The organism is Micromonospora sp. LH3U1 (genome assembly GCF_028475105.1).
In the GTDB taxonomy this organism is placed as follows: Bacteria; Actinomycetota; Actinomycetes; order Mycobacteriales; family Micromonosporaceae; genus Micromonospora.
Map to the genome: position 1 here is coordinate 6,494,356 of NZ_CP116936.1, position 22,336 is coordinate 6,516,691.

The window sequence follows — 22,336 nt, forward strand, 5'->3', positions numbered from 1 at the left end:
CTCGGGTCGGGTCACCCCATTTGCCGTGAGTCGACACCCCTCAGCCCGAGGAGGCCCCCGTGCCTGTGAGTGCATTGGACCAGCACCTCCAGGGGAATTGCCGCCCGTCGGCAACTCCCGCCACAGTCCTGCCCGACCGGAAGCCCGGTCGGGCCGCCCCGACGAAACACAGACCGGCCCGTCCGGCGACCGACGGGACGGGGGCAACTCGGTGACCACCTTCGGTTACGCGGAACGCCCAGCCGGCCTGGCTGGTCAGCCGACCCGCTCCCACGTCAACGAGCGGCCAGCGGCCCGCGCTCCACTGGACGATTCGAACGGCACCGCCGTGCGGGGCGACGGCGCGGCGCAACGGATCCGCAGCCGGCCACACCACAACGAGCCACCACCTCGACCTGCGGTGCCCGGCGCGAACGCGAAGCCGGCCGGCGGCCGGGTCGCCGTACCGGCCCGACCGATCATGCCTTCGCAGGGTCGACGGGTCAGCGACACACCGGCGGTGACCACCGACCCGGCGGCGGGTGAAACAGCGGTCATTCCGGCAGTGCCGGCCACCACCGCCACCACCCCGACCGGCTTCCCGAGCCGCCCGGATCCGTCCGACCCGGCCACCGAGGTCTGGACGCTGATCGAGCGGGCTCAGGCTGGTGAGTCCGAGGCGTTCGGTCTGATCTACGACCGGTACGTGGACACCGTGTTCCGGTTCGTCTACTTCCGGGTCGGTAATCGGCAACTCGCCGAGGACCTCACCTCGGACACGTTCCTGCGCGCGCTCAAGCGGATCAGCAGCTTCACCTGGCAGGGTCGTGACCTCGGCGCCTGGCTGGTGACGATCGCCCGCAACCTGGTCGCGGACCACTTCAAGTCGGGCCGGTACCGGCTGGAGGTCACCACCGGCGACGTGCTCGACGCCGACCGGGAGGACCGGGGCCCGGAGGGCAGCCCGGAGGCGGCGGTGGTGGAGCACATCACCAACGTCGCGCTACTCACCGCCGTCAAGCAGCTCAATCCGGAGCAGCAGGAGTGCATCGTGCTCCGCTTCCTCCAGGGCTTCTCGGTCGCCGAGACGGCCCGGGCGATGGGCAAGAACGAGGGTGCCATCAAAGCCCTCCAGTACCGGGCCGTTCGCGCCCTGGCCCGACTCCTGCCCGACGGCTTCCAGCCGTAGTTTGTTACGGCGGGACCGATGGGCGCCGATCAACGTTCGTGCAGCTCAGAGTCGGTCCCGCCCGGTGACGACGATCACTTTCTGTAATTTCCGGCCCGCCAGGCCCGTAACCCGTGCCCGGTCCGCCGCGTTTCTCCGGGTGCGACCGGTGGTTGTCCCGGCAAGCCCGGGTCACCGAGGTCCTCCGGCACGCCGGCGGCACCTCACCTCCGTGGTGTCACACTGCCGCCCGGTCGCTGGCAACGACGGCGGCCGACCGGCCGTGACCAGCGAGAGGAGGTGCCTGCGGTGGACGACATCCTCTTCTCCCGCCGGCGCGCCGAGCGCTTCGCGCAGCTTCTCGACGAGGCCAACGGCGCTCGGCGACACCACGTGCGATCCCGAGCGGACGGTCAACTCGCGCCGCTCGTCGCAGTGGGCCAGCGGCTCAGCGTCGACCCACCGGCTGTCGAGGTGAACCCGGACTTCCGTACCGGCCTGCGGGCGATGCTGCTCGCAACCGCCGAACGGGAAGGGCTGGGCACCGCACCGGCGACCACTGAACCGGCCACCACGACCGCCCGTGGGCGACTGCTGCCGGCGGCCACCGCCCGGCGGGCCCGAGCCCGAGGAGCGATCCTGGTCGGCATCGCCGCCGGCGCCATCGCCGTCTCCGGCATCTCCGCCGCCAGCGAGAACGCGGTGCCCGGCGACGCGCTGTACGGCATGAAGCGGTCGACCGAACGGGCTCAACTCGCTCTGGCCAGCTCGGACATCAGCCGCGGCCAACTCTTCCTGGACTTCGCGCGGACCCGACTCGGCGAAGCCGCCAAGCTGCGTGGCGACCGCATCGGTTACAGCGCCGTCCTCGACGACATGGACGCCGACACCCGGCAGGGTGTTCGGCTGCTGACCGCCGCCGCGGTGCAGCGGGCCGAGCCGGGCAGCCTGGACACGCTCAACATCTTCGTCTCGGGCCAACGCCGGGCGGTGAGCGCCCTGCTCGACGGGAGCACCCGCGTCGACCGGGAGCGGACCCAACGGTCGCTGCTGCTGCTGGACACCATCCGGGAGCGCTCGGACACACTGCGCGCGGCGATCGCCTGCGGCCTGCCGGCGCCGACTGCCAGCGACGCCCTCGGCCCCGACCCGAGCGCCTGCCCCGGGGCTCGCTGACCCCGCGCCCTTATACCGCACGTCCGACCGGCCGCGACACAGTTCGTTCTGTGTCCGGCCGGTCGCCCGTACTCGGCGGCTACCCTCGCTGGAGGCATCCGTCGTAACCGGTGAGGAAGGGAATCGCGTGGCGCGTAGCCGTAAGGTGACGGTCAGCACTGACGCCGCCGGGCACACCGCCGGCTGGGCGGAGACCGACCTGGCCCCGGTAGCCGCCCCCGACCCGACCGCGGCGGCGTTCTTCGACGTGGACAACACGATGATGCAGGGCGCCTCGATCTACTGGTTCGCCCGTGGCCTCGCCTCCCGGAACTACCTCACCACCTCCGACCTGGCCCGCTTCGCGTGGCAGCAGCTCCGGTTCCGGCTGCTGGCCCGGGAGCACGCCGGTGACATGTCCCTGGCCAAGGAAGCCGCGCTGGCCTTCGTCGAGGGCTGGCGGGTCGACGAGGTGGAGCGCCTCGCGGAGGAGATCTTCGACGAGCTGATGGCTCCGCGGATCTGGTCCGGGACCCGTCAGCTCGCTCAACGTCACCTCGACGCCGGCCAGCGGGTCTGGCTGGTCAGCGCCGCCCCGGTGGAGATCGGCCGGGTGATCGCCGCCCGGCTCGGCCTGACCGGTGCCATCGGCACGGTGGCCGAGGTGGTGGACGGGGCGTACACCGGGCGGTTGGTGGGTGACCTGATGCACGGGCCGGCGAAGGCCGAGGCGGTCACGCAGCTCGCCGCGGTGGAGGGGCTCGACCTGATCCGCTGCGCGGCCTACAGCGACTCGACCAACGACCTGCCGCTGCTCTCGGCCGTGGGCAGGGCGGTGGCCGTCAACCCGGACGGGTCCCTGCTGCGGCAGGCCCGCCAGCACGGCTGGGAGGTACGGGACTTCCGCACCGGCCGTCGGGCGGTCAAGATCGCCGTACCGTCGACCGCAGCGGCCGGGCTGGTCGCCGGCGCGGTCACCGCCGGCCTGGCACTGCAGCGCCGCCGCCGCGCCGACTGACTCAGCTTCTCAGGGGCCGAATGGGTCGGGTCGTTGCTCCAACAGCGTGTGCAGGGTCTGCTGGATGGTCTCCCGCACCTGGTCGGCGAGGTTGAAGACCACCAACGGGTCATCCGCCGAGTCGGTCAGGTGGGCGGTGGGGATCGGCGGGCAGAAGTGGATCAGCCACTTGCTCGGCAGCGGCACCATGCCCAGCGGGCCGAGCCACGGGAAGGTCGGCGTGACCGGGAAGTATGGCAGCTTGAGCAACCGCGCCAGGGGCTTGATGTCGGCGAGCATCGGGTAGATCTCCTCGCCGCCGACGATGGCGACCGGCACGATCGGGGTGCCGGTGCGCAGCGCCGCCGAGACGAAGCCGCCCCGACCGAATCGTTGCAGCTTGTACCGGTCGGCGTAGAGCTTGCCGATGCCCTTGAAGCCCTCGGGGAACACACCGACCAGATCACCGCCGCCGAGCAGCCGCTCGGCGTCCGGGTTGCAGGCCACCGTGCCGCCGGTCTTGCGGGCGATCTCCGACACCACCGGCATCCGGAAGACCAGGTCGGCACCGAGCAGCCGCAGGTAGCGGTGGGCGGGATGCTTGTCGTGCAGCGCCGCCGAGAGGATCAACGCGTCCAGAGCGACCGTCCCGGAGTGGTTGCCGACCACCAGCGCGGGCCCATCGACGGGCACGTGCTCCACCCCACTGACCTCGGTGCGGAACCAGTCCCGGTAGAGCAGCCGCAGCAGTGGGTGGAAGACGGCATCGGTCAAATCCGGGTCGAAGCCGAACTCGTCCACCTCGTAGTCGCCGGAGAACCGTCGGCGCAGGAACGCCAGGCCGTTCGCGACCTTACGGTCCCAGTGGTCCCCCGGCCGGTCCGGCACCGCCGGCTCGACCGGCGTCGGCGGCAGGGGCGGGGTCGGCGTCAGGGGCGGCGTCGACGCGACCTGGGCGGCCGGCCGATGTCCGTTGCGCCGCGCCGACTCCGCGTCCGGTGCGGGCAGTTGCTGCGGTACGTCGAAACGCCCGACCCCCTGCGGGTCGCGCCCCTCCCCCGACCCGGTCATGACGACCGCTCCCGCACTGCCGAGCGGACCTGCCGGATGCCGTCCAGGACGAGCTGCTCGGCGGCGGCCAACTGACCCCGCGTGACCACCACCCCGCCGTGATGGGCGCGGATGAAGTCCTCGAACGCTTCGGCGGTGGAGCGGGGCGTGAAGCCGTACTCCTGCTCAAGCCGGGTGGTGTCGACAACCCGGCCGTGCACGAAGAGGTCGACCTGGTCCAGGCCGTAACGGCCGAAGCCCATGCTGCGGGCCAGCGCGGCGGCACCGGAGAGACCCGGCTCCAGCACCGGCACGGCCACCCGACCGGCCCGCCGGATCGCCTGGGACAGCGACAGCACCCCCGGACCGGCGACGTTGTAGGTGCCGGGATGGTCCTCCACGATCGACCGGTGCAGCACCTCCAACGCGTCGTCGAAGTGCAGGAACTGCAGACGGGGGTCACGGCCGAAGACGGTCGGCACGAACGGCTGCGAGAAGTAGCGGGTCAACGTGGTGTCGGCGGTCGAGCCGATGAACGGGGCGAAGCGCAGCACCGTCGCGGTGACGTCGGACCGGCGGCGCCGGAAGCCACGGACGTATCCCTCAAGGTCGAGGATGTCGCGGCCGAACCCGCCGCGCGGCACCTCCCGGGGCTCGGTCTCCTCAGTGAAGACCGCTGGGTCCCGGAACGACACCCCGTACGCGGCGGTAGACGAGCGGACCACGAGCTTGCGCAGCCGGGGCGCCCGTTGGCAGGCGGCGAGCATCTGCATGCTGCCGATGACGTTCTGGTCCTTCATGCCCGACCGGCCACCGTGCTGCGGGTCGGGGGAGCTGACCAGCGCGAGGTGCACCACCGCGTCGACGTCCAGGTCGGCGAGGAGGCCACCGAGCGCACCGGTGTCGACGCGGATCCGTTCGACCCGGTCCAGCAGGTCGGTGAACTCGGTGCCGGAGTCCGGAGCGTCCACCCCGATGACCCGTTCGATCCGTGGGTCGGCGGCCAGCCGGGCTGCCACGTGGGCGCCCAGATAGCGGCCCACCCCGGTGACGAGGACGACCCCCGGAGCACCTGAGGTGCTACCGGGGGTCATCTGACGCACCTACCGCGGCAGGAAGGATCGAGCCGGGACGACCACGGCCTGATCACCTGAGCCTCCGGGAGTCGACAGTTTGGCAAGTGACGCCGAACGCCGGGCTATGAGCCCGGCGGCGATCACTTGCCGAGACGGCGACGCTGGACGCGGGTCTTGCGCAGCAGCTTGCGGTGCTTCTTCTTAGCCATGCGCTTACGGCGCTTCTTGACCACCGAGCCCATACGACAGCCTTTCGATACAACGTGCGGGGCGGACCGGATGACACCACGCAGGTGGCGACGGCGACCGCTTGCGGACAACGGACCGGACCGGTCTGGGCGGCAGGGCGCACCGGTGGGGTCTCGATCGGGGTCCAGGGTAGCCGCAGAGCGTCAGCCGGACCAACGCGCCCCCGTCGATGCCGGTTACGTGGCACTCGGAGGGCGGTCCGGTGGCTCAGGCAGTCTCCTGAAAAGCACCCCGGAGATATTCGTGCACCGCGTGCTCGGGCACCCGGAATGACCGGCCAACCCGCACGGCGGTGAGCTCACCGCTGTGCACCAGGCGATAGACCGTCATCTTCGACACCCGCATGACCGTCGCCACCTCCGCGACGGTCAGGAACTTGACCTCCGACAGCCGTCCGTCGGACTGCGACCCGGCCATGGCTCACCGACCCATCCCATGCCCGGCGCGTGCCAACCCGACGGATGCTCCGGGCCGGGCCGGCGACGCGCGTGTTACCAGTACGGTAGCGGGACGGCTGTGACCGGCGCGATCCCTTCGTGCAACTGATCATGCTTCGGTCTTTGGTTCACCCGATCCGTGTCTCCGATTTTCGCCCGCCTGCGTCCGCCGTCCGGTTGCTCCGACGCTGCTCACTCGGCGCGCAGCGCGACCACCGGGTCGAGCCGGCCGGCACGCTGCGCGGGGACGACCCCGAAGACGATGCCCACCACCGCCGACACGCCGAAGGCGAGCGCCAACGACCACCAGGTGATCGCGGCCGGGATCGGCGACAGCGCGTCGACCAGCAGTGCGGTCCCCACCCCCAGCGCCATCCCGGTCAGCCCACCGATGGTGGTGAGCAGCACCGCTTCCAGCAGGAACTGCACCCCGATGTCGCGGGGACGCGCGCCGACGGCCTTGCGCAGCCCGATCTCCCGGGTCCGCTCTCGGACACTGACCAGCATGATGTTGGAGACGCCGACGCCGCCGACGAGCAACGAGATGCCGGCGATGGCGGCCAGTACGCCGGTGAGGACGCCGAGGATGTCGCCGAGTACGCCGAGGATCTGCTGCTGGGTGACGGCGCTGAACTCGGTGTCCGGGTGACGGCGGTTGAGTTCGGCCACGATCCGCTCGCCCAACTCCTCGATCCGTTCCCGGTCCGGTGCCTTCACCGCGATGCCGTCCACCCGCTGGGTGCCCCAGAGCCGCTGCGCGGCGGTCACCGGCACGTGCACCTCGTCGTCCCGGTCGACGCCGAGGCTCTGCCCGAGTGGCGCGAAGACGCCGATCACCCGGAACCGCACCCCGGCCAGCGCGACCTGCTGGCCGAGCGGATCCCGGTCGGGGAACAGCGCGCGGGCCACCGAGTCGCCGAGCACCGCCACGCGTCGGCTGGTGTCCACGTCGGCACCGGTGAGGTAGCGACCCCGGGCCAGCGACCGTGTGAACACCGCCGGAGTGGTCTCCAGCACTCCCTGGACGGTGGTGAAGTCGGAGCGTGCACCGGCTCGCGCGGTCGCCCCGGAGGCAACGGTGACCGCCACCCGGTCGGGGTCGCCGACCACGCGGGTGACGGCGTCCACGTCCTTGAGGGTCAGCGGCGAGACCACCGGCGCGTTGCCCACCTCGATCCTGCCGGGGACAACCAGCAGCAGGTTGGAGCCGAGGCCCTCGACCTGTTGCTCGACCTTCTGTTTGGTGCCGGTGCCGATCGCCACCAGCAGGACCACCGAGGCCACCCCGATGATCACCCCGAGCATGGTCAGCGCGCTGCGCAGCCGGTTGGCCCGTAGGGCGTCCAGCGCCACCCGCCACGCCTCGGCGACCCTCACGCCGTACCCCCGGGCCGCTCGGCCTCGCGCGGAAGGCGTCCGGTGGCTCCGGTGGCGCCACCGGAGCCACCGGACGGGTGCCCCGGACCGCTTCCGGACGCGGACCGGGGCTCCGCGCTGGGAGCGGAGACCAGTGTCGCAGGTCGACCGTGATCAACGGACGGCGGTCGATCATGAGAGGAGGGCTGGTCGTCGCTGTCCGCCACGACCACGCCGTCGCGCATGGTGATCCGACGGTGGGCGCGGGCCGCCACCTCCTGGTCGTGCGTGACCATCACCAGCGCCACCCCGGACTCCGCGTTCAACTGCTCCAACAGCTCCAGCACCGCCGCGCCGGTGACGCTGTCCAGGTTGCCGGTGGGTTCGTCGGCCAGCAGCACCGTCGGCTCGGTGACCAGCGCGCGGGCGATCGCCACCCGTTGCTGCTCACCGCCGGACATCTGGTTGGGCCGGTGGTCCAGGCGATGCCCGAGGCCGACCCGACCGAGCATCGCCGCCGCCCGGGTCCGACGCTGCCGGGCGGGCACACCCCGGTAGACCAGCGGCAGGGCCACGTTGTCCACCGCCGAGGTACGCGGCAGCAGGTGGAACGCCTGGAAGACGAAGCCGATCGTCTCGTTGCGCAGGGTGGCCATCTCCGGTGGGGCGAGGGCGTTGACGTCCCGCCCGCCGATCACCAACCGGCCACCGGTGGGCCGGTCCAGCCCGCCGAGGAGATGCATGAGGGTGGACTTTCCCGAGCCGGACGGGCCGACCAGAGCCACGTAGTCGCCCGGTTGCACGACCAGTGACACCCCGCGCAACGCCTCGACGGACACCCCGTCCAGTTGGTACGTCCGGGACACGTCCACCGCCTCGATCGCCGGCGGGGCGCCGGTCACCGCACCTCCTGGCCGTCGCGCACCTGGTCCGTGCCGCGCACCACGATCCGGTCGCCGGGTTGGACACCATTGAGGATCTGCACCAGGTCCGGCCCCTGGACGCCCACGGTGACCGACGCCCGGCCGGCCTTGCCGTCACGGACCACCCAGACCGCGTCCCGGCCGTCGGCGGAGAACACCGCCGAGGCGGGGACGGTCACCGCGTCGGCGGCGTCGCGTACCCGCAGGTGCACGATCGCGTTCATGCCCGGTCGGGGGCTCGGGGCCGGCTCGTCCTCGGCCAGCTTCCCGGCGCCCAGTGCGAGGCGTACCCGGTAGGTGACCCCGCCCTGCGCGGAGTTGGTGGGAAGCACGTCGACCGACCGGACCGTGGCGTCGTAGCTGGCACCGGTGACAGCGTCCAGCTCGACCGTCGCGGTGACGCCGGCCTTGACCAGCAGCACATCGGTCTCGTCCACCTCGGCGAGCAGCCCCAACTGCCCGGTGTCCACCACGGTCAGCACCGGCGTGCCGGCCGTGACCTGACCGCCGACCGCGACCGCGTCATCCACCCCGGCGGGCGGCCCGCCCTGGCCGGGGGTCAGCACGGACGGGTCGATGCCGGCGCCGCCGGCCTGCTCCAGCAGCCCCGCGAGGCCACCGGACGAGCCGCCGCCGGCCCGGGTGCCGCCCGGCTGCACCACCCCGGCGATCGGGGCGCGCAGGGTCAACGCGTCGACGGTCGCCTTCGCCAGGTCGTACGCCTGCTGGGCCTGTAGCCGTTGCGCCGCGGAGAGCGCGCCGACCGCCGAGCTCAGCCCGTTGATCCCCCGCTGCACGGCGCGGACGGCCTGGTCGGCGCTGTGCGCGGCGGCGGCGTACTGCCGCTGCGCGGAGGTCACCTGGGTCAGCAGCGCGTCCCGTAGCTGCGGATCGGCGATCTTCTCGGCGGCCGTCCGCGCGGCGTCGAAAGCCTCGTCGGCTGCCTTGTCCGTGCCGCGCCGGCTGCTGGTCAGGCTGCCGGTGGAGACACCCCGGCCGGCGCGCTTCGCGGCGGTCAGCGCCTCCTTCGCCTGACGGAGGCGCTGCTGGGCGGAGGGTGAGTCGACGACGGCGAGCACCTGCCCCCGCTTCACCGACTGTCCGGGTTGGATGCGCAGGCTGGCCAGGGTGCCGTCGGCCGGAGCCGTCAGGGTGGCAGCGGCCCGAGCGGTCACCGTCGCGGGGGCGTCGATGACCTCGCTGACCGGGTTACGGGCGGCCGAGGCGAGCGCGAGAGGCGGCTGGTCGTCACCGCACGAGGCGGCGGTGGTGCCGGTGAGGACGGCGACGGCGGTCAGGGCGATGAGCAGGCGGGGCCGCGTGGCGCTCGCGGGCCGCGACGACTGGAGGCGGCGCACCCATCGATGGTACGGCTCCCCGTCGTGCCGCCCACGAGCCCGTCAGCCGGCGGCAGCTCGGACGTACGCGGCGCACTCGTCGTGCAGCGTCGACCACTGCTCACCGAACGCCTTCTCGGCGGCCGCGTCGAGGGTTCTGCGATCGTGCACCACGGTCTTGAAGAAGGTGAGCAGCCGCAGCGGCCCGTACCGGTCGACGAGATGCCGGACGGCCAGGTAGCCGACGCCGTAGCTGCCGCCGACCCGCTCGGCGGAGGCGTCGTCGGCGGGGTTGATGCCCTCCAACTTGCCGTCCCAACCGCCCCGGACCAGTTTCCGCACCTCGGCGATCCCCTCGTACCGGTCGACCGCCTGGTCGCCGGCGCCGGCGAATTCGGCCAGCCCCTCCACCAGCCACCAGGTGTCCTTGCCCGGGTAGCCGCGCTCCGGCAGTGAGGCCGCGTGGGTCAACTCATGCCGGAGCAGGTCGTCGGTGCCGTTGGTGGAGAGCCCCTCGGCGTTGAGCACCACCTCGTGGTGCCCGCCGCCCACCGTCACCGCGTAACCGCCCGTCCATTCTGGTCGCTCGCCGCCGTACCAGCGCTGCCACTCGGTGCGGCCGGCGTAGAAGATCCGGTAGCGGTCCGGCAGCGATCCGGCTACCGCGTACCCGTCGGCGACCCTGGCCGCCGCTTCGGCCTGGACGAGCAGGCCGGGCAGTTTGCCGCGCAACGCCGGGGTGGTGGCGACGATGGTCCGCTCACCGATCGCGACGGCCAGGTCGCTGATCTCCCACGGTCGGGTGCCGGTCTCCACCGACTTGGATTCCTCCATGGCGAGCAACCGGGGCTGGTCGCCGTTCTCCCGCCAGCGGGTGCCGATCAGCACCGGGCTGGGCCGGCAGTTCGGTGTGACGAAGCAGTACTGGAAGCGCACCAGGAGGCGCCACTCGCCGGGCTTGCCGATGATCGGCGCGGGCAGACCGCTCGGCTCGGCTCGCCAGCCGGTCACCTTGAGCTCGCGTAGTGCGCCGAAGCGTCGGCGCAGGTCGTTGTGGGCGGCCGGATCGGCGATGGCGAGGAACCCGGCGCGGTCGCCGCCGAGGAGTGCCGCGGACTGCCGATTGAGCTGGGCGGTGATCCGGTCGGCCAGCCCGCGGGCCACCGCCGTCGCGGGGTCATCGGCCGCCGAGGCGCCGGCGCGGCTGATCGTGGACCGGGCACCGCTCTCCCGGATCACTCCCACGACGAGCACCGCCGGCAGGCCGCAGCCCAGCAGCAGGACGACCACCACGAGCACCGTCCACAGCGGCCAGAGCCGCCGTGGTGCTGGATGCTGCACCCCGTCAGTCACTCGCCGAAGGGTACGACCAATCGGGGGATGGGGCGAAGCCGCCCCGTGCCGATCGGCCCGGCCAGCCGGCTCACGCGTCGGAGGCCGGCCAGGACCGGAACGAGATGTCCATGCTGGCGACCAACTGGCGGTACGAGCGGTCGACCTCGCGGGGCAGGCCGAAGCCGCCCGCGGCCTCCAGGGCGACGAAGCCGTGCAGGGCACTGCGCAGCGCCCGGGTCGCGTCCACCGCGTCGTCGCCGGTGAGCTCGTACCCGCGCAGCACCGCGAAGATGGCACCGACCGCACGCTCGCCCGCCTCGATGTGCTCCGGGTCGGCCGGGTCGGGCACCTGCTGGGTCGCCGGGTAGCGGCCGGGGTGCCGGTGGGCGTAGTCCCGGTAGGCGTCGGCCATCGCCCGGAGCGCGTCGCCGCCGGCCCGGCCGACGGCGGCGGTGGTCAGCTCGGTGGCCAGCTCGGCGGTGGCCAGGGCGGAGAGCTTCTGGGCCAGCGCGTCCGCCCCCCGCACGTGCTTGTAGAGGCTGGGCAGCGCGACGCCGAGCCGGCTGGCGAGCGCGGCGAGGGTGAGCTGCTGGTAGCCAACCTCGTCGGCCAGCCGGGCCGCCTCCCGCACGACGGTCTGCTGGTTGAGGCCGACCCTAGGCACCGGTGCACACCGCCAGGAAGCCGAGCAGCTCGTCGGCGGTGCGCTGCGGCCGGTCGGCGTGCGGGTAGTGGCCGGACTCCTCGATCATCCGGGCCTCGGCGGTGCGGAAGAGCCGCCGGGCGGCCCGCGCCTCGGCGCCCGGGTCGGGGAAGTCCGGGTCCTTGGCACCCATCAGGATCAGCACCGGTTGCCGGACCTGTGGCGCGCGGGCTGTCCAATGCGGCTCGACCGGTAGAACCACACCGCGCGTCGCTGCCATCCGGCCGGGCTCGCGCAGGTTGGCCACGATCGACCGGCGGTACGCGGCGTCGTCGGCGGGCCGGTGCACCGGGAACAGCGTCTTGTGGAACATCCCGAACAGGCGGGGGCTGCGCAGCACCATCGCCGTCGCCACCCGCAGCAACGGATTGGGCTTCTGCTGACTGACGAACGCGCCGATCTGCACGATGCCGACGACCAGTTCGGGCGCGTCGATCGCGGCGAAGATCACGGCCGCCGCGCTGGATGAGTGGCCGACCAGCACGGCCGGCCCGGCGTCGAGGTCGCGGACCACGGCCAGCAGGTCCGCGCCGACCTCCGCCGGGGCGTACGTGGGCCAGCCGACGCTGGACTCCCCGTGGCCCCGGACGTCGACCGAGGCGACCCGGTGACCGGCCGCGACCAGCAGTGGCACCAGGTGTCGGTAGCTTGCCCGGTTTTCCCCCATGCCGTGTGCGAGGACGACCAGCGGGCCCTCGCCATGCACCTCGTACGCGATGTGGCCGCCGTCGCGGCGAGCCTGGCTAGTTGTCATAGCCAAAAGGCTAAGTGCATTAGCCATAGTCGTCAAGCCGGATACGCCAACGGGCCGGCGGGACCACAGGGGTCACCGCCGGCCCGTCGACCGGGTTCGGGTTACTTCTTGGAGATCAGGGCGCGGCCGAAGAAGACCAGGTTCGCCGGGCGCTCGGCGAGCCGGCGCATCAGGTAGCCGTACCACTCGTCGCCGTACGGGACGTAGGTGCGCACGGTGTAGCCCTCGCCGGCCAGCCGCGCCTGCTCCTCGGGGCGGATGCCGTAGAGCATCTGGAACTCGAAACGCTCCGGCCCCCGGTCGAACCAACGGGCCCGATCCTCGCCGATCGCGATCATCCGAGGATCGTGGGTGGCCAGCATCGGGTAACCGTCGCCGGACATCAGGATGTTCATGCAGCGCACGTACGACTTGTCCACCTCACGGGCCGACTGGTAAGCCACCGACTCCGGCTCCTTGTACGCGCCCTTGCACAGCCGCACGCGCGACCCGGCCGAGGACAACTCCCGGCAGTCCGACTCGGTCCGGCGCAGGTACGCCTGGAGCACCGCGCCGGTCGACGGGAAGTCCTTCCGCAGCTTGGCCAGCACCTCCAGCGTCGAGTCCGTGGTGGTGTGGTCCTCCATGTCGAGGGTGACCGTGGTGCCCGCCGCGTCGGCCGCCGCGCAGATCGCCCGCGCGTTGTCGTACGCCAACTGCTCGTCGAACATCTGGCCGAGGGCGGAGAGCTTCACGCTCACCTCGGCGGCCGGGGTGAGCCCCGCTGCGGCGAGCATCTTCAGCAGTCTCAGGTATTCGTCGCGGGTGGCGACGGCCTGCTCGGGGGTGACGGTGTCCTCACCGAGGTGGTCGAGGGTGACCGCGAGACCATCGTCGACGAGCGCGCGGGTCGCGCGCAACGCGTCGTCGGTGGCAGCACCGGCGACGAACCGGCGAACGACGTCCCGGGTGTACGGGGCGGTCGCGACGAGCCGCTCGACCTGGGATGACCGGGAGGCGGCGAGGATGACGGAACGGAGCATGAACCGAGCGTATCGCCCCTGCCAGGGGCCCCGCCGACGGGCGGCCGGGCCGCCCTCGCTCAGGGGGCGGGGCGGCGGCGGTGGCGCCGATCGGCTACAACGATGCCGTGGACCAACGCCCCCGCCGCCGACTCCGTTCGGCCTCCGTGCAGCTCGGCGCGCTCACCGCTCTCGCGCTCGCCCTCTCCGGCTGCAACATGACCTCGGACGACGACGATGACGACGACTGCGCCCTCGGGCCGGTCGGTGGAGGCGACACGGTCGCGCTGGCGATGCGGGTCCCCGCTGCCACCGGTCGCGCCGCACCGGAGCCAACCACGGCGGCCGTGCCCGAGCGCGGCGGGTTCGGCACCCACCTCGCCTCCTGCGGCGGCTGAGGTGCGCCGCGAGACGGTCACGCCACGACCCGACTGGGACGCCACCATCCGGGCGCAGGGGCTGGTCTACGTCGACACCGAGCTGCCCGACGGCGGGATCATGTCGTACTGGGACGAGACCGCCGCGTACGCCTTCGAGCTGGACGAGGTGCTGCGGCTGGAAGAGGCCACCGAGGAGTTGCACCGGATGTCGGTGGCCGCCGCCGAGCACGTGGTGGCCCAGCGCCGGTACGCCGAGTTCGGCATTCCGGCGTGGGCGGCCGACGCCGTGGCCCGATCGCTGCGCGAGGCGCCACCCACCCTCTACGGGCGCTTCGACCTCGCCTACGACGGCACCTGGCCGCCGAAGATGCTGGAATACAACGCGGACACCCCGACCGCGCTGGTCGAGGCGAGCATCATCCAGTGGTACTGGCTGGAGCAGACCCGGCCGGACCTGGACCAGTGGAACAGCCTGCACGAGCGGCTGGTCGGCGCCTGGGCCAAGATCGGGGCCGGGCTGCACGATCCTCGGGTGCACGTGCTCTGGTCGAACGAGGAGGAGTCGGGCGAGGACCACATGACCGCCGGCTACCTCGCCGAGACCGCCCGACAGGCCGGCCTGGACGTCGAGCTGCTCCCGATCCAGGAGATCGGCTGGGACGGCCGGCGCTTCGTCGACGCCGCCGACCAACCGGTGACCACCTGCTTCAAGCTCTACCCGTGGGAGTGGATGCTGGCCGAGCCGTACGGGCCGGCGGCGCTGTCGCCGGGCACCCCGACCACCTGGATCGAACCGGCGTGGAAGCTGCTGCTGTCCAACAAGGCGCTGCTCGCGGTCCTCTGGGAGCTCTACCCCGACCACGAGTTACTCCTCCCGGCCTACCTCGACTCGCCGCGCGGCATGCCCGAGTACGTGGCCAAGCCGCTACTCGGCCGGGAGGGCGGTTCGGTACGCATCGTGACCGCCGAGGAGGAGATCACCAACCCGGGGATCTACGGCGACGAGGGCTGGTGCTACCAGGAATTCCGGGCGTTGCCACAGTTCGACGGCAATCGGATGGTGCTGGGCAGCTGGATCGTCGACGGCGAATCGGCCGGGGTGGGCGTGCGGGAGAGCGCCAGCCTGATCACCGACGGTTACGCCCGTTTCCTGCCGCACTACATCGACGCGCCGCGCACCCCATGAGTCGTCTACCGTTGGGGGCGTGAACTTCGACGCGTACGCCCGGACCGGCGTTGACCTGGTCAACGCCCGCCTGGACGACCTCGACGACCTGCGGGCCCTCTTCCCCGACGACAACGCCTGGATGCGCGACGAGGTCGCGGACCGGGACGTCGCGATCTTCCGACGGGCCCAGAAGCGGTTGCGCGACGTCTTCGAGTACGGCACCTCGGGGCGGGACGCCCAGGCGGTCACCGAGCTGAACACGCTGCTCGAGGCGTTCCCGGTGCAGCCGCGCATCTCCGGGCACGACTCCAGCGACTGGCACATGCATGTGACCAGCCGGGGTGCCTCGGTCAGCGCGGAATACCTGGCCGGCGCGGTCTGGGGGCTGTCGGTCTGGCTCTGCGAGTACGGCAGCGCCCGGTTCGGGGTCTGCGCCGACGAGCGGTGCGGCAACGTCTACCTGGACACCTCGTCCAACTGCTGCCGGCGGTTCTGCTCGGAGCGCTGCGCCACCCGCTCGCACGTGGCGGCGCACCGGGCCCGCAAGCGTGCGGCGGTCGGCGAGCAGGTGACCGTTGCGGCGCAGCCGACCTCGGGCGCCGACTCGCTCACGCCGGTCAGCTGACACCGCCACCGTCCCGGGGGGGGGCGGACGGGTCAGGCGTCGATCGGGGACGGCGCGGTCAGGTGCTGGCGGGCGAACTCCAGCGAGGCGCGCAGGTCCGCCTCGCGCACCTCGCGGCTCTTCGCGCCCCGGGTGGCGACCTCCACCGCCACCGACCCGGTGAAGCCCCGGCCGGCCAGCGACGAGAGCAACTCCCCGCAGGGTTGGGTGCCGCGCCCGGGCACCAGGTGCTCGTCGCGGCCCTCGCCGGTGCCGTCACCGAGGTGCACGTGCGCCAGCCCCGCGCCCATCCGGTCGGCCATCTCGAGGGGGTCGCTGTGGGAGGCCGCGCAGTGCGACAGATCCAGGGTGTACGACGGGTAGCCGGTGTCGGTGGGGTCCCAACCCGGCACGTACGGGACGAACTGCCGACCCGCCATCCGCACCGGGTACATGTTCTCCACCGCGAAGCGCAGGCCGTTGAACCGGTCCTCGACCGTGGCCAACCCCTCGGCGAAGTTACGCGCGTAGTCGCGTTGCCAGGAGAACGGTGGGTGCACCACGACGGTCGGCGCCCCCAGCGTCTCGGCCAGCTCGCCGGCCCTGCGCAGCCGCTCCCACGGGTCCGGGCTCCACACCCGCTGGGTGACCAGCAGGCAGGGCGCGTGCACCGAGAGCACCGGCATGTCGTAGTGCGTGGAGAGGCCGCGCAGCGCGCCCGCGTCCTGGCTGACCACGTCGGTCCAGACCATCACCTCGACGCCGTCATAGCCGAGTGCCGCGGCCAGTTGGAACGCCGCCGCGGTCGGCTCGGGAAAGACCGACGAGCTGGACAGGAGCACGGGAACGCGGTAAGTCACATCAGCCAGCGTAGCCCGGCAGCGCCTGGGGCACCGTGACGAGAGCCGGCAAAGCGGCCGAAACTGGTCACCCGGTCAGATCGGTTCGAGTTGATCCAACCGGCGAAGAATGACCCCCTCCCGCAGCGCCCACGGGCAGATGTCCAGCGAGTCAAGATCCAGGCGGCGCATCACCGCCTCGGCAACCACGGCACCGGCCAACAACTGGTGTGCCCGACCCGCGCTGACCCCCTCCAGCTCCATCAACTGGGCCGGTGGGATGTGCCGGATGAAGCCGATGACCTGCCGCAACCCGGCGCGGGTCAGGCTGCGCCGCACCCAGAGCCCGGCACCGGACGGCGCCGCCCCGGCCAGTCGGGCCAGGGTGCGGAACGTCTTCGAGGTGGCCACCGCCCGGTCCCAACCCACCTCGGTCATCTGATCGACGACCTTGTCCAGCCGCCCGTCCACGTACTCCCGGAGCTTGTCGACGGTCTCCGCCGACGGCGGGACCGCGCTGCCCGGGTCGACCCCCAGCCGCTCCCGGGTCAGCCGGCCGGCCCCGAGCGGCAGTGAGACCGCGACGTCCGGGTCCTCGTCGATGCCGGCGGCGATCTCCAGCGAGCCGCCGCCGATGTCCAGCACCAGCAGCCGCCCCGCCGACCAACCGGACCAACGCCGTACCGCCAGGAACGTCATCCGCGCCTCGTCCGCCCCGGAGAGCACCGCCAGGCGTACGCCGGTCTCGTCACGGACCCGGGCCAGCACCTCGGCCGCGTTGGTGGCGTCGCGTACCGCGGACGTGGCGAACGCGATCAGGTCGTCGGCCTTCAGCCCGGTGGCCGCCGCCTTGGCCATGCCCACGGCCTTGACCAGGCCGTCCGCGCCCGCCTCGGTCAACGCGCCATCCGGGCCGATCTGCTCGGCCAGCCGGAGCACCACCTTCTCGGAGTGCGCCGGCCACGGGTGCGCGCCGTGGTGTGCGTCCACCACAAGGAGGTGCACCGTGTTGGACCCAACGTCGAGGACACCCAGTCGCATGGTGAAGACCCTAGGTGCAACACGTTTGCGCGGCTCGGCGGCCCACGGACCTCACCGCGCGTACGCTGGGCCGGGTGACGATGGAGCTCCGTGTGCTGGTGGACGACCCGGGCGACCCGCGCAGCCGCGAGGTGCCACTGGACTTCCCCCGGGAGTGGATCGAGTTCACCGACCCGGCCGACGACACGCACCAGATCCGGGCCGACCTGACCTGGCTGCTCTCCCGCTGGACCTGCATCTTCGGCAAGGGCTGCCACGGCATCATCGCAGGCCGGGCCGCCGACGGTTGCTGCTCGCACGGGGCGTTCTTCACCGACTCGGACGACGAGAAGCGAGTCCGCAACGCCGTCAAGCGACTCACCCCGTCGACCTGGCAGCATTTCCAGCGCGGGTTCAAGAACTGGACCGACGAGGACACCATCGACGGCAAGAACCCGGCCCGCCGCACCGCCACCCAGGGCAGCGAGGGTCCGTGCGTGTTCCTCAACGACGCCGACTTCGTCGGCGGGGGCGGCTGCGCTCTACACGCCCAGGCGTTGCGCGACGGGGTGCACCCGTTGGAATACAAGCCGGACGTCTGTTGGCAACTGCCGATCCGCCGAGACCAGGACTGGGTCAAGCGACCGGACAACTCCAAGGTGCTGGTCTCCACCCTGTCCGAGTTCGACCGGCGGGGTTGGGGAGCCGGTGGGCACGACCTGGACTGGTGGTGCACCTCCTCGACGGACGCGCACGTGGGCGCCGAGCCGATGTACCTGTCGTACGGGCCGGAGCTGACCGCGCTGATCGGCGCTGCCGCGTACGAACGGCTGGCCGAGCTGTGCGCGGCCAGGACGAAGCAGGGCATGGTCGCCCCCCACCCCGCCGACGCGCTCTGAGCACAACACCATGATCGACGGACCCCACCTCTCGCCCCGACGCCGCCTTGGCAGCCGAGCAAATGAGGACATGGGTCGGGACAGCCCAAAGGGGGCCTGCGTCGAGCGCAGACCCCCTTCGAGTACGCCGATCACGGCTCGAACTTGTAGCCCAGGCCCCGGACGGTGACGATGAAGCGCGGCGCGGACGGCTCCGGCTCGATCTTGGAGCGCAGCCGCTTGACGTGCACGTCCAACGTCTTGGTGTCACCGACGTAGTCGGCGCCCCAGACCCGGTCGATGAGCTGGCCGCGGGTGAGCACCCGACCCGCGTTGCGCAGCAGCAGCTCCAGCAGCTCGAATTCCTTCAGCGGCAGCTGCACGGCCCCGCCGTCGACGGTCACCACGTGCCGCTCGATGTCCATCCGCACCGGCCCGGCGGCCAGGGTCGGAGCGCCCGCGTCAGCCACCTCCGGGCTCTGCCGGCGTAGCACCGCGCGGATCCGGGCGACCAGTTCCCGAGGCGAGTACGGCTTGGTGACGTAGTCGTCGGCGCCGATCTCCAGCCCGACCACCTTGTCGATCTCGCTGTCCCGGGCGGTGACCATGATGATCGGCACGGCGGAGCGCTGCCGCAACTGCCGGCAGACCTCGGTCCCCGACATCTCGGGCAACATCAGGTCGAGCAGCACGATGTCGGCGCCGGTTCGGTCGAACTCGGTGAGGGCGTCGGTGCCGGTCGCGGCGACCGAAACCTCAAAACCCTCCTTGCGGAGCATGTACGACAAGGCGTCGGAGAACGACTCCTCGTCCTCGACCACCAGAACGCGGCTCAACGGGGATTTCCTTTCCATTTGCTGTCAGACCTGCCGTAGCCCAGTCGGACCGGACTCGATCCCAACCGGCGGCAGTGTCGCCAGCAGGTCGTCCGGTGGGCTGGCGGGCAGCCGGAGGGTGAACGTCGATCCGCCACCAAGAGTGCTCGATACCTCGACTCGTCCGCCATGGTTGCTCGCGATGTGTTTCACGATCGCCAGGCCGAGCCCGGTGCCGCCGGTGGCACGGGAGCGGGCCTGGTCGGCCCGGTAGAACCGTTCGAAGATCCGGTCCACGTCGGTGGGGGCGATGCCGATGCCCTGGTCGGCGACGGCGATCTCGACGTGCTCGTCGTCACCGCGGAGGGTGACCCGCACCGCGGTGTCCTCGGCCGAGTAGTTGATGGCGTTCTCCACCAGGTTCGCCACCGCCGTGGCGAGTTGGGAGTCGCTGCCGTACGCGGTGAGACCACGCTCGCCGTCCACGGTCACCTCGACACCCCGGGCGGAGGCCGTGGTGCGGGTCCGGTCGACCACCTCGGCGATCACCCAGTCCAGCGCGACCGGCTCCGGTGGCGGCTGCGGTTCGGCACCCTGCAACCGGGTCAGCTCCAGCAACTCCTGCACCAGCCGACCCAGCCGGGTCGACTCGTGCTGGATCCGTTCGGCGAACCGGCGGGCGGCCACCAGGTCCTCGGAGAGGTCAGGCGCCGCGGCGTCGGCCGGCTCGGTCGCGTCCAGCAACGCCTCGGCGAGCAGTTGCAGTGCCCCGATCGGCGTCTTGAGCTCGTGGCTCACGTTGGCCACGAAGTCGCGTCGCACGCGGGTCAGCCGGTGCGACTCGGTCACGTCGACCGCCTCGACCGCGACGACGCCGTTGCCGAGGCCCATGGCCCGTAGGTGCACGCCGAGCGGGTTCTCCCCCGCGCTGTCGCGACCCCGGGGCAGGTCCAGCTCGATCTCGCGCCGCACTCCGGTGCGGCGCACCTGGCCGGCAAGGGTACGGATCAAGGGGTGCGCGGCGATCGAGCCGGGGGTGCTGCCGGTACGCAGAAGCCCCATCGCGCGGGCGGCCGGATTGATCAGAACGGGCACATCGTCGTCGTCCAGGACCACGACACCGGCCCGGAGCGAGTCGATCGTCCGGCGGCCGAGCCCGGCCTGTTGCTCGTCGGCTATCGCGGGCCTCCCCCTGCTCCAGCGGGAGCTCGCGCTCCCCTTCGACGTGGAGCGATCGTCCCGCGCCGGCAGGAACCGGGGCAGCAGGAAACCGGCGGCCATCCCGGCCACCAACGCCACGGCCACCACGACCGCCACTACCCACTCCACCCGGCGATCGTAGGGTCATTGTTAACCTGGCTACCACACAGACCGGGACGAAACCCCCTCACTTCCTAAATTGTTCACCCCTGCGTCTGGCGTCGTTCACCGTGGTTCATCCGTGGTCCGTCATCGCCACCTACCGTTGGCGTCGCACCTGCTGAACCCCCCTGCGCCGGCACCCGTCGGCGGCGACCGACCACAGGACGTGATGATGCGCGACGAGTTCCGGGCCGACCTCCAAATCGTCAGCCAACTGCTGGTGGACATGGCGGAGGGCGTCCGCGCCGCCATGCGCCAGGCCACCCGGGCCCTGCTCACCGCCGACCGGCAGGCCGCCGAGACGGTCATCGAGCGGGACGCCGAGATCGACGACCTCTACCGGCACGTCGAGGAGCGGGTCTGCGACCTGCTCGCCCGACAGGCACCGGTCGCCTCCGACCTCCGGGCGATGATCACCGCGCTGCACGTGGCCGCTGATCTGGAGCGGATGGGCGACCTCGCCGACCACGTGGCGAAGACCGCGCTGCGCCGGCACCCCTCTCCCGCCGTCCCGGCCGAGCTGCGGACGGTCTTCACGGAGATGTCCGAAATCGCGGACCGAATGGCGGTGAAGATCGGTTCGGTGCTGGCGAAGCCCGACGCCGACCTTGCCGGCGAACTGGACCGCGACGACGACGCCATGGACGAGTTGCACAAGAGCCTGTTCGCGGTGCTGCTCGGCGACGACTGGCCGTACGGGGTGGAGACCGCGATCGACGCCACCCTGCTGGGCCGCTTCTACGAGCGCTTCGCCGACCACGCGGTCAACGCCGGCGAGCACGTGATCTTCCTGATCACCGGCCAGAGCACGCCCACCAGCAACTGACCCGTTACAAGGAAGGGCCCCTCGTTGTCGCCTGGCGACAACGAGGGGCCCTTCCTTGCTGATCAGCGACCCTGGTTGGCCACCGCCGCGGCGGCTGCCTTCGCGGCGGTCGGGTCGAGGTAGGTGCCGCCCAGAGTGAGCGGGCGCAGCTGCGGGTCGAGGTCGTAGCGCAGCGGGATGCCCGTCGGGATGTTCAGCTTGGCGATCGCCTCGTCGGAGATCTGGTCGAGGTGCTTGACCAGGGCGCGCAGCGAGTTGCCGTGCGCGGCCACCAGCACCGTCCGGCCAGCCAGGATGTCCGGCACGATCGAGTCGTACCAGTAGGGCAGCATCCGGTCGACGACGTCCTTGAGGCATTCGGTACGCGGCATCAGCTCGGCCGGCAGCAGCGCGTAGCGCGGGTCACCGACCTGCGACCACTCGTCGTTGTCGTCGATCGGCGGCGGCGGCGTGTCGTACGACCGGCGCCAGAGCATGAACTGCTCCTCGCCGTACTCGTCCAGGGTCTGCTTCTTGTCCTTGCCCTGCAGGGCGCCGTAGTGCCGCTCGTTGAGCCGCCACGACCGGCGCACCGCGATCCAGTGCCGGTCGGCGGCGTTGAGCGCCAGCTCGGCGGTGCGGATCGCACGGCGCATCACGCTGGTGTGCACGACGTCCGGCAGCAGGCTGTGCTCGCGCAGCAGCTCGCCGCCGCGCCGCGCCTCGCCCTCGCCCTTCTCGGTCAGGTCGACGTCCACCCAGCCGGTGAAGAGGTTCTTGGCATTCCAGTCGCTCTCACCGTGCCGCAGCAGGACCAGCGTCCCGACGGTGGGCCCTTCGCTCGCAGTCATGCGGATCATCCTGCCTCAACCGCCCGGTGGACACGCGGGCAGCCGTCGTGACGACCACCACGTGAAAATGCGGGTGACCAGCGGATCCGCCCGC

At 71.7% G+C, this 22,336-nt stretch carries 24 protein-coding genes; 8 read left to right on the top strand and 16 right to left on the bottom strand.

What is annotated here, in order from left to right:
- The first annotated feature begins 211 nt into the window (after positions 1-211).
- The 3 genes from PCA76_RS29780 (at position 212) to PCA76_RS29790 (ending at position 3,320) form a co-directional block, all read left to right on the top strand.
- Entirely contained in the window at positions 212-1,168 is a 957-nt protein-coding gene (locus PCA76_RS29780) for an ECF subfamily RNA polymerase sigma factor, BldN family (RefSeq protein ID WP_272613724.1), read from the top strand.
- A gap of 279 nt (positions 1,169-1,447) precedes the next feature.
- Positions 1,448-2,323: a DUF5667 domain-containing protein gene (locus tag PCA76_RS29785; protein WP_272613725.1), complete on the top strand. Its 876-nt coding sequence runs from the start codon at positions 1,448-1,450 to the stop codon at positions 2,321-2,323.
- Between the two features lie 127 nt (positions 2,324-2,450).
- Positions 2,451-3,320: an HAD family hydrolase gene (locus PCA76_RS29790; protein WP_272613726.1), complete on the top strand. Its 870-nt coding sequence runs from the start codon at positions 2,451-2,453 to the stop codon at positions 3,318-3,320.
- A 9-nt stretch (positions 3,321-3,329) separates the two neighbouring features.
- On the opposite strand, the gene PCA76_RS29795 is transcribed toward PCA76_RS29790, so the two are convergent.
- The 11 genes from PCA76_RS29795 to PCA76_RS29845 all read right to left on the bottom strand — a co-directional run bounded on the left by PCA76_RS29795 (position 3,330) and on the right by PCA76_RS29845 (position 13,541).
- The gene (locus PCA76_RS29795; protein ID WP_272613727.1) at positions 3,330-4,370 is read right to left on the bottom strand and encodes a lysophospholipid acyltransferase family protein; all 1,041 of its coding nucleotides are present in this window, start codon (positions 4,368-4,370) and stop codon (positions 3,330-3,332) included.
- The gene (locus PCA76_RS29800) at positions 4,367-5,443 is read right to left on the bottom strand and encodes an NAD-dependent epimerase/dehydratase family protein (RefSeq protein WP_272613728.1); all 1,077 of its coding nucleotides are present in this window, start codon (positions 5,441-5,443) and stop codon (positions 4,367-4,369) included. The genes PCA76_RS29795 and PCA76_RS29800 overlap by 4 nt, the downstream gene beginning before the upstream one ends.
- 122 nt (positions 5,444-5,565) lie before the next feature.
- Positions 5,566-5,667, bottom strand: a complete 102-nt coding sequence (locus PCA76_RS29805) for a 30S ribosomal protein bS22 (RefSeq protein ID WP_007465623.1) — start codon at positions 5,665-5,667, stop codon at positions 5,566-5,568.
- Between the two features lie 214 nt (positions 5,668-5,881).
- Positions 5,882-6,091, bottom strand: coding sequence for a helix-turn-helix domain-containing protein (locus tag PCA76_RS29810; RefSeq protein WP_007465625.1), 210 nt, complete (start codon positions 6,089-6,091; stop codon positions 5,882-5,884).
- 212 nt (positions 6,092-6,303) lie between these two features.
- Positions 6,304-7,488 carry an ABC transporter permease gene (locus PCA76_RS29815; protein ID WP_272613729.1) on the bottom strand — a complete coding sequence of 395 codons (1,185 nt, stop codon included), beginning with the start codon at positions 7,486-7,488 and terminating at the stop codon, positions 6,304-6,306.
- Entirely contained in the window at positions 7,485-8,369 is an 885-nt protein-coding gene (locus PCA76_RS29820) for an ABC transporter ATP-binding protein (protein ID WP_272613730.1), read from the bottom strand. Before PCA76_RS29820 ends, PCA76_RS29815 begins: the two co-directional genes overlap by 4 nt.
- Positions 8,366-9,748: an efflux RND transporter periplasmic adaptor subunit gene (locus PCA76_RS29825; protein WP_272613731.1), complete on the bottom strand. Its 1,383-nt coding sequence runs from the start codon at positions 9,746-9,748 to the stop codon at positions 8,366-8,368. The genes PCA76_RS29820 and PCA76_RS29825 overlap by 4 nt, the downstream gene beginning before the upstream one ends.
- 42 nt (positions 9,749-9,790) lie before the next feature.
- Positions 9,791-11,080, bottom strand: coding sequence for a hypothetical protein (locus PCA76_RS29830; RefSeq protein WP_272613732.1), 1,290 nt, complete (start codon positions 11,078-11,080; stop codon positions 9,791-9,793).
- A gap of 70 nt (positions 11,081-11,150) precedes the next feature.
- Entirely contained in the window at positions 11,151-11,726 is a 576-nt protein-coding gene (locus PCA76_RS29835) for a TetR/AcrR family transcriptional regulator (RefSeq protein ID WP_272613733.1), read from the bottom strand.
- A complete protein-coding gene (locus PCA76_RS29840) occupies positions 11,719-12,519 on the bottom strand; it encodes an alpha/beta fold hydrolase (protein WP_272613734.1) in 801 nt (266 codons plus the stop codon). Before PCA76_RS29840 ends, PCA76_RS29835 begins: the two co-directional genes overlap by 8 nt.
- Before the next feature lie 101 nt (positions 12,520-12,620).
- The gene (locus PCA76_RS29845) at positions 12,621-13,541 is read right to left on the bottom strand and encodes a proline dehydrogenase family protein (protein WP_272613735.1); all 921 of its coding nucleotides are present in this window, start codon (positions 13,539-13,541) and stop codon (positions 12,621-12,623) included.
- A 107-nt stretch (positions 13,542-13,648) separates the two neighbouring features.
- On the opposite strand from PCA76_RS29845, the gene PCA76_RS29850 reads away from it, so the two are divergent.
- Genes PCA76_RS29850 through PCA76_RS29860 form a run of 3 tightly spaced genes read left to right on the top strand, consistent with a single transcriptional unit; the run spans position 13,649 to position 15,693 of the window.
- Positions 13,649-13,918 carry a hypothetical protein gene (locus PCA76_RS29850; protein WP_272613736.1) on the top strand — a complete coding sequence of 90 codons (270 nt, stop codon included), beginning with the start codon at positions 13,649-13,651 and terminating at the stop codon, positions 13,916-13,918.
- A gap of 1 nt (position 13,919) precedes the next feature.
- On the top strand, positions 13,920-15,086 hold the full coding sequence (locus PCA76_RS29855) for a glutathionylspermidine synthase family protein (protein WP_272613737.1): 1,167 nt from the start codon (positions 13,920-13,922) through the stop codon (positions 15,084-15,086).
- 19 nt (positions 15,087-15,105) lie between these two features.
- Complete coding sequence (locus PCA76_RS29860; RefSeq protein WP_272613738.1) at positions 15,106-15,693, top strand: CGNR zinc finger domain-containing protein; 588 nt, start codon at positions 15,106-15,108, stop codon at positions 15,691-15,693.
- Positions 15,694-15,725: 32 nt separating this feature from the next.
- Here PCA76_RS29860 and PCA76_RS29865 read toward each other — a convergent pair whose 3' ends face one another.
- Both PCA76_RS29865 and PCA76_RS29870 read right to left on the bottom strand, forming a co-directional pair.
- On the bottom strand, positions 15,726-16,532 hold the full coding sequence (locus PCA76_RS29865; RefSeq protein ID WP_272613739.1) for a sugar phosphate isomerase/epimerase family protein: 807 nt from the start codon (positions 16,530-16,532) through the stop codon (positions 15,726-15,728).
- 75 nt (positions 16,533-16,607) lie between these two features.
- Positions 16,608-17,552: a Ppx/GppA phosphatase family protein gene (locus tag PCA76_RS29870; protein ID WP_272613741.1), complete on the bottom strand. Its 945-nt coding sequence runs from the start codon at positions 17,550-17,552 to the stop codon at positions 16,608-16,610.
- 80 nt (positions 17,553-17,632) lie between these two features.
- Between PCA76_RS29870 and PCA76_RS29875 the strand changes: the two genes are divergently transcribed.
- Positions 17,633-18,430: a hypothetical protein gene (locus PCA76_RS29875; protein ID WP_272619725.1), complete on the top strand. Its 798-nt coding sequence runs from the start codon at positions 17,633-17,635 to the stop codon at positions 18,428-18,430.
- A 131-nt stretch (positions 18,431-18,561) separates the two neighbouring features.
- Here the strand turns inward: PCA76_RS29875 and PCA76_RS29880 are convergent, their stop codons facing one another.
- Positions 18,562-19,245, bottom strand: coding sequence for a response regulator transcription factor (locus PCA76_RS29880; protein WP_151489907.1), 684 nt, complete (start codon positions 19,243-19,245; stop codon positions 18,562-18,564).
- 24 nt (positions 19,246-19,269) lie between these two features.
- Positions 19,270-20,553 (bottom strand): sensor histidine kinase, encoded by a 1,284-nt coding sequence (locus tag PCA76_RS29885; protein ID WP_272613743.1) that lies wholly within the window; start codon positions 20,551-20,553, stop codon positions 19,270-19,272.
- Positions 20,554-20,758: 205 nt separating this feature from the next.
- Between PCA76_RS29885 and phoU the strand changes: the two genes are divergently transcribed.
- Positions 20,759-21,412, top strand: a complete 654-nt coding sequence (phoU, locus tag PCA76_RS29890; protein ID WP_272613744.1) for a phosphate signaling complex protein PhoU — start codon at positions 20,759-20,761, stop codon at positions 21,410-21,412.
- Between the two features lie 62 nt (positions 21,413-21,474).
- On the opposite strand, the gene PCA76_RS29895 is transcribed toward phoU, so the two are convergent.
- Positions 21,475-22,242, bottom strand: a complete 768-nt coding sequence (locus PCA76_RS29895) for a phosphoglyceromutase (protein WP_272613745.1) — start codon at positions 22,240-22,242, stop codon at positions 21,475-21,477.
- Positions 22,243-22,336: the final 94 nt, after the last annotated feature.